Below are 9,451 nucleotides of genomic sequence, written 5' to 3'. Positions count from 1 at the left end.
TGTCTGGCGGGGAATCACAGCCAAACAGCAGGAAGGATAGAGAAGGTAAAACTTGGGACAGACACTTTTAGAAAAAGACCCATTTATCAATTTCATACATCAGTGCGCTATTCTTCAAACCCACTCACTCAACATGCAATCGTGTGTTGGCTAAGATACTGTACGTCCATTCTTCAGCTTTATTCTCTTATCCACTATGACCAAAGCTCGCACCACTCAGATAAATGTCGATGCCACTCCATACTATCACTGCATTACTCGTTGTGTTCGTCGTTCTTTTCTTTGCGGCTATGACAACGAACAGGGGAAAAATTTCGAGCACAGACGGGCTTGGATAGAAGAGCGGCTCTTGGAGTTAGCCCAGGTATTCTGTATCGATGTGTGTGCCTACGCCATTATGAGTAATCACTATCATGTTGTGTTGCATATCAACACGGATAGTGCGAATGCATTCCCCCCACTGAGGTTGCAGAACGTTGGTTAACGTTCCATCAAGGCCCAGTGTCTTATTTGTAATTCAGGGCCGACTAGATAAAGCCCCATTCAAATGGCCAGGGCTTCGTAAGCAGTCTGTTGATATTAAATCCCGAGTGATTAAAGTTCCCTATGACTTCAGATTCCAAACTTACCGTTAAAGCGCGCCGAGCAAACTATCGCTGAACAGATTGGGCAAACCATAAAGTTTGATAGAGACCGGCTTGTTCAACCAAATCTTGATGCCTACCCGCTTGCACGATCTCACCTTTGTCCAAGACGAGAATTTGGTCGGCAGTTTTTATCGCGCTCAGTCGATGTGCAATAACAATCACTGTTTTACCTTCGACAAGCCCCATGAGTGCTTGTTGAATCTCATACTGTGCAACCGAATCGACCGATGCGGTAATCTCATCAAGTAACAAAATTGGCGAATTTTTTAGGTAAGCTCGTGCAATCGATATTCTTTGTCTCTCACCACCTGATAAACGGGTCCCACCCTCCCCAATTTGGGTATCAAAACCTTGAGGTAGTTGACTAATAAACTCCAGACAAAATGCCTTTTTGCATGCTTCATATACCTCTTCATCTGAAGCTTCTTTCCTGCCTATTCTAATGTTTTCCATGATTGAAGAGGCAAAGAGCTGAACATCTTGAAAGACCATACTGATGTTGTCATAAACGCCGGTGGTGCCTATATCCCGCAAGCTACAATTACCAATGTTAACCGTACCTGTCGATGGATCACTAAATCTGCAGATCAGATTAAATAACGTTGTTTTACCTGATCCAGAGGGACCAACAATAGCGGTCACTTCATGGTGTTGAGCAATGAAGCTAATATTTTTCAGGCAAGGTGTCTCATCATAATTAAATGACACATTATCAAATTGGACAGAGTAATGTTCTGCCTGCATTTTAATTGGAGGTTCAGGTAACGACTCAAATCGAATCACTTCTTCAGATTTCATCTCACTTTGAGCTGCGTAACGAATGATATTTAAGTACTGAGCCATATCTAATAGAGGAGAAATCAATCTATACGCCAAGAAAATAAATAATACCGTAATGTGTGGCTGAAACGATCCAGATTCAACTTGGGATCCACACCAAAATAAAAAAGCAACAAGCCCTATTTCAACGATAAGACGGTACAATACAACAGGACCTGCCCCCCACACTTCAACCGTTACACTTTTTCTTGTCATTTCGCTAAATAGAAGTTCTAGTTTTGATAGCCATTGCTGTGAGTAGTTAAAAAGGCGTAGTGTTTTTATACCCATAACAAATTCCACAATCACACCGGAAACTTCTCTGTTTGCATTAAGTTTCTTTTGACTTACATTATTAAATATTTTTCTAGTCCCTTGAACAAAGAGTATTGCTAAAGGAAAGCCTGCTATGAGGATAATTGCCGCTCTCCAATCTAGAAGCAGTAAAGACCCAAGAATGAGAAATGGTATTAACAAAGAAGTAAAGAGATCTATTGCCAAATGAGTGAAAATGTTTTCTATACGGGTTGTATCATCAGTCACTAATTCGGAAAGGTATCCAGATCTATATCTATAAAGTGTAGATAGAGGCATAGAATGTATTTTATCCAGCACCTTTCTTCGGTACCCGGACATGATTCCGTAGCCTCCCAAAAAGCTATACTTTTGTCCCAACCATGAAAATATGAACTGAAATACAAAAACGACGATTAGTAATATGACTACATCCAGGATCTCAAAGCTGCTACCTGCTATATTAAAGAACGAACTATTCTCATCATCACCTTCCCATGTTGATATAAACCACCAGTAGCAGACTAGAATTGGAAAAATATCCAATCCCTTTTCAAAGGTACGAAATAAAGCACCTTTAACAAATAAAGTTGGCGACGCTTGGCTATGTTTGATCACGCGCTTAATGATGAAAAGTATCGATTTATCCATTTGATATAGCCTCACTCATTACCTCTTTATTCAATAACTCTTGATGGCTTCCAAGTGCCCAATAGTCATTTTCTAACTGGAGAATAAACAATGCTTTGTAGAGTTCGTCGGAACGCATAAGCTGTTGGTGTTTTCCAACCGCTCTGATCTCACCTTTCTCTAAAAGAATAATTTGATCAGCTTCCTCCAATCCATAGGTGCGATGAGCAACAACAACGACAGCTGTATTTGGATAGTATTTTTTGAGATTTTGGTAGAAGGCCTTTTGTGTAAGATTATCTGCATATGCTGTTGCTTCATCTAACAACACAATTGGCGCTTCGACCAATAGAGCGCGTGCCAGTGCGATACGTTGCTTCTCTCCGCCGGATAACCGGATACCTCTTTCATCAATCTGAGTGTCTAGTCCTGCAGGTAACTCTCGTATTAAACCAGTAAGTCCAGCAACATGAATAGCGTTATCAATATCTTTTGACGTTGCTTCAGGGCGCGCCATTAAGATATTTTCCTTTATCGTCCCTTTAAACAAGAATGCTTCCTGTGAGGCCAATGAGATAAGAGAGGCTCTTTGAACATCGTTAAGACGACTAACAGAAATTTCATTAACAAAAGCATCACCACTGTCAGGTTCTATAAGGCCGGCGATTATTTGTAATAATGTCGACTTTCCACTTCCAGACATTCCTAAAACAATAGATGTTGTTCCTGGGTTAAATGAAGCGCTAATATTCTTTAGTGTTTCTCGTCCTTCATAAGAAAAGCTCACTTCTCTTAATGACAGTTCAATGTCTTTTTTCAAATTAGATACTTGTGACTTTTTTTCCATTTTAACGACATCCAAAATGGGTGTCAGTCGTTTAACACCGGATAATATCTCCTGGATCTCGTTAAAAAAGTGGCTGATTTTTAGTAAAGGCCTCAACATTCCAGCCCCAAGAAGCACAGCCATTACAACGTCGAGGCCTCCAACCATATCTTTCTGAACTAAATACATACCTAGTGGTAATATGAAAAGAACATTTGCCCCGAGCAAACTTGTGAATAATGCCCACCTAGGTACAGTGATTAGTGTCACTTTATCTACAATTCCAAAATAGCGATCTAAGCTTTCCGATAGTGCCCCAAAACTAGTGCTATCTTGGCGGAATAGTTTCATTACTGCGATATTTCGGATGTACTCCACAATAGTACTGTTTAATTCAACAGATGCAGAGTGGTATTGGTCGTAGTACTTACTCATTCCACGCATCACAACAAACGAGCTCAACATGGCAACTGGCGCTGCGGCTAACGCTGCGAGTGCAAGCCTCCAATCAATCCAAAACAAGTAAACCGCGACAAATATAGGCCCAAAAACTGCAGTAGAAACCTCAACGGTATGATGAGCAAAAAAGTTCTCCATCTTTTCGACATCTTGCATTACTGCCTGCTTTAATTGTCCCGTTTTGTATTCTTTAAACCAAGAAAGTGGAGCCCAAGCCAACCGAGACACCAATAATTGTCTGGTATCCGCCAATATTAAGAATGCAGATTGGTGACTTAGCGTATAGGCGGTAGCATAAGCGATTGTTTTGAAAACAAGCACTAGGAACAAGGCAGCTCCTAACGCATAAAAACTATCAGCAATCACTGTTGGATTATTGAGGCTGTTCAATTCTTCAGTGTAAAACACCTGGGTCAATTCAGCAGCTTTGAAAAAAATCCAGAAGGGAGCAAGCTCCAATCCCGCAGCAATAATTGAAAAAAACACTGCAGTCATTAATTTGTATTTTTGGCTAACCAATAAACCGCACAAGACCTGCCACCCGGATCTCGCTTCTTGTTTTTCATCCATAAGTTTTTCATCCCAAAAGATAACCACAACATTTTATGGGGTATGAAGATACCCCTACCACCCGTATCGGATGGCTTCCCCCAAAAGCGATGTCATGATTTTTTTGAAACCATTAATAATCATATTATTCAATGCTTTATGATGAATCCAAATTTCATACCTTCCTCATTCGGTTATAAAATTCCGATACGAGTAGTCCTCGAATTCCGCAAAAAGTAAGTTGTAATGATAATCATTCTCTAGAAGGTGAGAGTGGCGTTTCAAACTGCGAGATGGAGGGGCGATAAGAATGGATATCGAACATCTTGAAAAACTGTGGACCATAACGGACCAACAGAAAAAACAGATCGAAGCTGGCTATCTTCGTCCAAAAACACTTGGAGACTACTTGGCCCAGTGGGCAGAAGAGTATGGAGACAGAACAGCCGTAATAGACAATTCTACTCGCTTGTCTTATCGGCAATTGAATAGACAATCGAATCGATTAGCGGCTGGCTTTTTGAAGGCGGGACTAAAATCAGGAGAAACGGCGATTGTCCAACTGCCCAACAGTGCGAGTTTTGTGCTGGTTATCTTCGCCCTTTTTCGTATTGGTGTTGTTCCGGTGCTAGCGATGCCGGCACAAAGGGAAAACGATATCGCTTCTCTGTGCGACCAAGCCGAGCCATCCGCATATATCGTTCCTGATAGATTCCTCGGATTTGACTATGTATCGTTAGGTGAGAAACTTCAATCAAGATATCCGAAGATAAGGTCACTGTTTATCGATGGCGCCTCAAATAGTCACCAGACCATCAATACCCTACACACCGCCCCAGTTCCTCTACCAGACCTGAACCCTTTCAACACAGCCTTATTGCTACTGTCTGGTGGCACGACTGGTGCACCAAAGTTGATTCCGAGAAGCCATAGCGACTATGCCTACAATTTCGGTACTTCAACTGACGTCTGTGAACTTAACGAGTCCACCGTTTACTTAGCAGCCCTTCCAGTAGGACATAACTTTCCTCTCGGTTGCCCAGGTATTCTTGGCACACTCAGCGTTGGCGGAAAAGTCGTCATGTGTCGCACTCCCGGCAGTGATGAGGCGTTTAGGCTCATTAACGAAGAAAAGGTGACACATACAGCTTTAGTCCCACCTCTCGTAAAGCTATGGCTGTCTTCAAAAGAATGGGATACCACCAATACTGACTCGCTCTTATTACTTCAAGTCGGCGGTGCAAAATTTGACCCAGAAACAGCAAAGCGTGTTTCTCCTGTTCTTGGGTGTAAGCTCCAGCAAGTCTTTGGAATGGCAGAAGGTTTAGTCTGCTACACGCGATTAAATGACTCCGTCGAAACCATTTTAAACACACAGGGACGCCCCATGTCGTCGGGAGATGAAATCAGGCTCGTGGACGGTAATGGAAATATCGTAGCTGATGGCGAAATTGGGGAACTGCATACCCGAGGTCCATACACCATCAGAGGTTACTTTAATGCAGAAAGTCACAATCTCACTGCGTTTACCAAAGATGGATTCTATAAGTCCGGAGATCTCGTCAGAAAGACACCTGAAGGCAACTACGTTGTTGAAGGACGAGTTAAGGAACAAATTAACCGGGCTGGAGAGAAAATTGCTATTGCTGAAATCGAACCACTTATTGAGAAGCTCGACGCCATTGATGAGTGTGTGATCGTCGCTGTACCAGATGACGAATTGGGAGAAAGAAGCTGCGCATTTGTTACCCACAAGCAAAACATCCAACCACCAACACTAAAAGAGCTTCGGGCATACCTTACGAAGCTAGGTGTTCCAAGATTCAAACAACCCGATCAACTTGAACTGGCAATAAGTTGGCCACTGACATCGGTAGGCAAAATAAACAAAAAAACGCTGATAGAAAAAGCCCAGTTCAAACCAACCAGCAGAAGAGCGGGATGAGATCGCACAGCAACCACTTGGAGCCCAACCAAATTTATAAGGATTTATTATTATGACTCAATATAAAGAACTTACTCTTCCAACATCCGCAAAAACAAGCCGCCTACTCCTGTCCATTGCTAACAGTGGGTTAGCAGATCAATTCATGATCTACGAAAAACCTGGTGAATGGTCTTTAGGGATGGGCAATTTGTTGAGCATAGACGTTTACAAAAACGAAATCGTGGTAAAGCAAGAAGACCGAATTCAAATAATGGGCTATGAGGATTTTGAACCAGCCTTGACCCATATCACCCAGAATCTACCCGTAGAAAACTGGAGGCTTTATGGGCAAGCAAAATTTGAATTGGCATACGTCTTTTATGGTTTAACAAATACCATATCCCTTGATAAAACGAACAAGCTAATGTCCCTTTTTATCCCGGAATATGAAGTTAGAGTATCTGACAAAACAGCGACGCTAAGGGCGACTTCTCCCGCAGGATTAGAAAAGCTTGTTGAGTTATTCAGACTCTCTGAACGTCGCGAGAAGCATGGGTATGATACTGATTTTGTTATTGAACATGTTGATTTAACCATACCGTCCAGCTGCGAATACTACAAAACCGCTGTGCAACAGGCGATCGCTGACATCCAAGAAAACCACTATCAGAAAGTCATTCTGTCACGGCAAGTCCAAGTCTCCTTCCCTTTGGACATGGCAAAAAGTTATGAATATGGACGACAAAAGAATACGCCTGCTCGCTCATTTATCTTACGCCAATCAGGTTTTGAGGCTGCAGGGTTCTGCCCTGAAACTGTATTGGAAGCATCACCTGATGGATGGGTGAGTACACAACCACTCGCAGGTACCCGTTCTCTCGGCAATTCCCCTGAAGAAGAGTTACAACTTAAAAGCGAGCTTATCTCGACAACAAAAGAAATCGCAGAGCATGCAATTTCGGTCAGGCTTGCTTACGAAGAACTTGACCAAGTCTGTGATGAAGAGAGTCTCTCTGTGTGCGACTTTATGTCAATCAAACGCCGCGGTAGTGTCCAGCATTTGGCGTCTCGGGTAAAAGGAAAACTGTCTTCCAACCACTCGGTTTGGGACGCTTTCAAGGCCCTGTTCCCCGCAGTAACAGCATCAGGCATCCCCAAGAAAGAGTCATTACTCGCCATCAAAAAGTATGAGGCCAGCGAGCGTGCTCTTTACAGTGGTAGCGTCATGATTGTTGACCCTGATGGAGCCATGGATGCGGGTCTGGTGCTGAGATCAATTTACAAAGATGAAGAGAAATGTTGGCTTCAAGCTGGCGCAGGTATTGTCGACCAATCACTCCCAGAACGGGAACTCACTGAGACCATTGAAAAGTTGAGCTGCATTGCGCAATACCTTGTTCAAGATCTGAAAGAACCTATGCCATCAATAGAGCAGTCAAAAAAGGAGACCGTGTAGTGACTACCATGGAGTCTTTTCAATCAACTATTGACCGACAGTCAATCATCAAAGATATCGAAGAATACATTCAGTTTGACCCCCACCAACAAGATGAATCAAACCTGATTGAATGTGGCCTCGATTCGCTTCAAATAATGCGACTGGTTGATAAATGGCGCAGAGCAGGATCAACGGTAACCTTTGTAGACCTTATTGAATCTCCCACTCTTAATGATTGGCTGGCAATCTTGAGTCAGCCTGTAAGCCACGTCATCACCAAGGAAGAAAATCAACACAATGAAGGACATCAGTCAGGAGATAGCCTTCCTTTCGATCTGACTGATGTCCAATACGCCTATTGGTTAGGGCGCCAAGATCATCAAACACTTGGTGGCGTTGGCTGCCACGCCTACATTGAAATCGATGGCTCAGCCGTCAACTTTGATTCGCTTGAAACCGCCTGGCATCGGCTTCTGTCACACCATCCAATGTTGAGAGCCGTCTTTACTGAGGAAGGTAAACAATATGTCGATCATCACCTCGCTCTACCTCTTTTAGAAGTTCGTGATTTTCAGTCATTTGATACTAGTGAGTTAGAGGATGCGTTAGAAGAAGTTCGCAATAGCTTGTCCCACAGGAAGCTCGATATTGCGAGAGGCCAAGTCGCGAGCCTTTCACTTTCATTACTACCGAACCACAAGACAAGAATTCACTTTGACGTTGACTTACTCGTTGCTGACGTACAAAGCATCCATATTTTGCTCCGTGATTTGGCTTACCTTTATGGCGAGTTGCAATCAGGAAACACAAATTGCACCCTGGCGGCCAATCCAGATTGGCAGTTCAAACATTATCTAGAGGCCAAAAGGCAAGCTGACCAACTTAGTGAGTGTGCTGATAAACGTTACTGGCTTGACAGGGTAGCAGATCTACCACCCGGACCTCAGCTCCCATTAGCATGTGCCCCCGATTCTATTGTTAAACCACATTTCACCCGGCGCACCCACAAAATCGCTAATCACAGATGGATAGAGATAAAGCATAACGCCATATCTCAAGGCCTCACGCCTGCAGTGATGTTGGCTTCAGCCTACGCAGAAGTGCTAGCGCGGTGGAGCAATAGCCCCCACTTCGTTCTCAATATCCCTATTTTTGATAGGCAAGGTGGACAACCAGGTATTGATGATGTCGTCGCTGACTTCACCAATTTACTTTTACTTGAGTGCGACTGCAGTAAGCCACTGCCGTTTACCGAGCGAGTAAAAGTGTTACAAAAACAACTCCATAAAGATTTGTCTCACTCAACATTCTCAGCAGTACAAATACAGCGTGAACTGCAAAAGCAGGGATTATCTGAAGGTGTCAGTGCACCCGTGGTATTCGCTTGCAATTTGGGCACACAATTGATTACAGAAACATGTAAGGAAACCCTTGGTGACCTCAGTTACATGATTTCCCAAACACCACAGGTATGGTTGGACCATCAGCTTTACGAGATGGAAGATGGCCTGCTATTGGCTTGGGATTCTGTTGACGATCTGTTTCCTGAAGGGGTGATAGAGGAAGCATTCGCAGAGTATTGCCGCCTTTTAGAATCATTGATTGATACTGCGAAGTGGCATGATGCTTACAATCCGTCTCTGCCAGAAAATCAGGTTGTCGTTCGCTCAGCCATTAACGATACTCAAATAGACAGAACGAAGCGCCTGATTCATCAATCCTTCTTTGAAATGGCGGCGGAAACCCCTGAACGCACTGCCATTATTTCTGAACAACATTCCCTCTCCTATGGCGAGCTCGCTCAAGCTGCCCTGCAACTGGCTGCTTTACTCACCGAGCACGGGGTTCAACCCGGTGAACCT

Annotated in this window: 5 protein-coding genes and 1 pseudogene; 4 read left to right on the top strand and 2 right to left on the bottom strand. The window is 43.4% G+C overall.

Annotated elements, in window-relative coordinates; genetic code table 11:
- Window positions 1-196 precede the first annotated feature (196 nt).
- Window positions 197-501 (top strand): annotated as a pseudogene (locus D515_RS26305) (transposase); the annotation flags it as partial.
- Window positions 502-650: 149 nt separating this feature from the next.
- Here the strand turns inward: D515_RS26305 and D515_RS24575 are convergent.
- Window positions 651-2,411 (bottom strand): ABC transporter ATP-binding protein, encoded by a 1,761-nt coding sequence (locus D515_RS24575; protein WP_039850663.1) that lies wholly within the window; start codon window positions 2,409-2,411, stop codon window positions 651-653.
- On the bottom strand, window positions 2,404-4,245 hold the full coding sequence (locus D515_RS24570; RefSeq protein ID WP_002542721.1) for an ABC transporter ATP-binding protein: 1,842 nt from the start codon (window positions 4,243-4,245) through the stop codon (window positions 2,404-2,406). Before D515_RS24570 ends, D515_RS24575 begins: the two co-directional genes overlap by 8 nt.
- A gap of 289 nt (window positions 4,246-4,534) precedes the next feature.
- Here D515_RS24570 and D515_RS24565 point away from each other — a divergent pair, with 289 nt between their 5' ends.
- The 3 genes from D515_RS24565 to D515_RS24555 form a co-directional block, all read left to right on the top strand.
- Window positions 4,535-6,169, top strand: coding sequence for a (2,3-dihydroxybenzoyl)adenylate synthase (locus D515_RS24565; protein ID WP_002542719.1), 1,635 nt, complete (start codon window positions 4,535-4,537; stop codon window positions 6,167-6,169).
- A gap of 52 nt (window positions 6,170-6,221) precedes the next feature.
- Window positions 6,222-7,607, top strand: a complete 1,386-nt coding sequence (locus D515_RS24560) for a salicylate synthase (protein WP_002542718.1) — start codon at window positions 6,222-6,224, stop codon at window positions 7,605-7,607.
- Window positions 7,608-7,615: 8 nt separating this feature from the next.
- Window positions 7,616-9,451, top strand: a 1,836-nt coding sequence (locus tag D515_RS24555; protein WP_239644017.1) for a condensation domain-containing protein, incomplete at its 3' end; no start/stop codon positions are given.

The organism is Grimontia indica (genome assembly GCF_000333895.2).
Taxonomy (GTDB): domain Bacteria; phylum Pseudomonadota; class Gammaproteobacteria; order Enterobacterales; family Vibrionaceae; genus Enterovibrio; species Enterovibrio indicus.
This window is presented reverse-complemented; position numbering and strand designations above follow the sequence as displayed.

Excerpts from the sequence above, each read along its gene's own strand:
- D515_RS24575 (WP_039850663.1), bottom strand. The coding sequence starts at position 2,411 with ATGGATAAATCGATACTTTTCATCATTAAGCGCGTGATCAAACATAGC.
- D515_RS24570 (WP_002542721.1), bottom strand. The coding sequence starts at position 4,245 with ATGGATGAAAAACAAGAAGCGAGATCCGGGTGGCAGGTCTTGTGCGGT.
- D515_RS24565 (WP_002542719.1), top strand. The coding sequence starts at position 4,535 with ATGGATATCGAACATCTTGAAAAACTGTGGACCATAACGGACCAACAG.
- D515_RS24560 (WP_002542718.1), top strand. The coding sequence starts at position 6,222 with ATGACTCAATATAAAGAACTTACTCTTCCAACATCCGCAAAAACAAGC.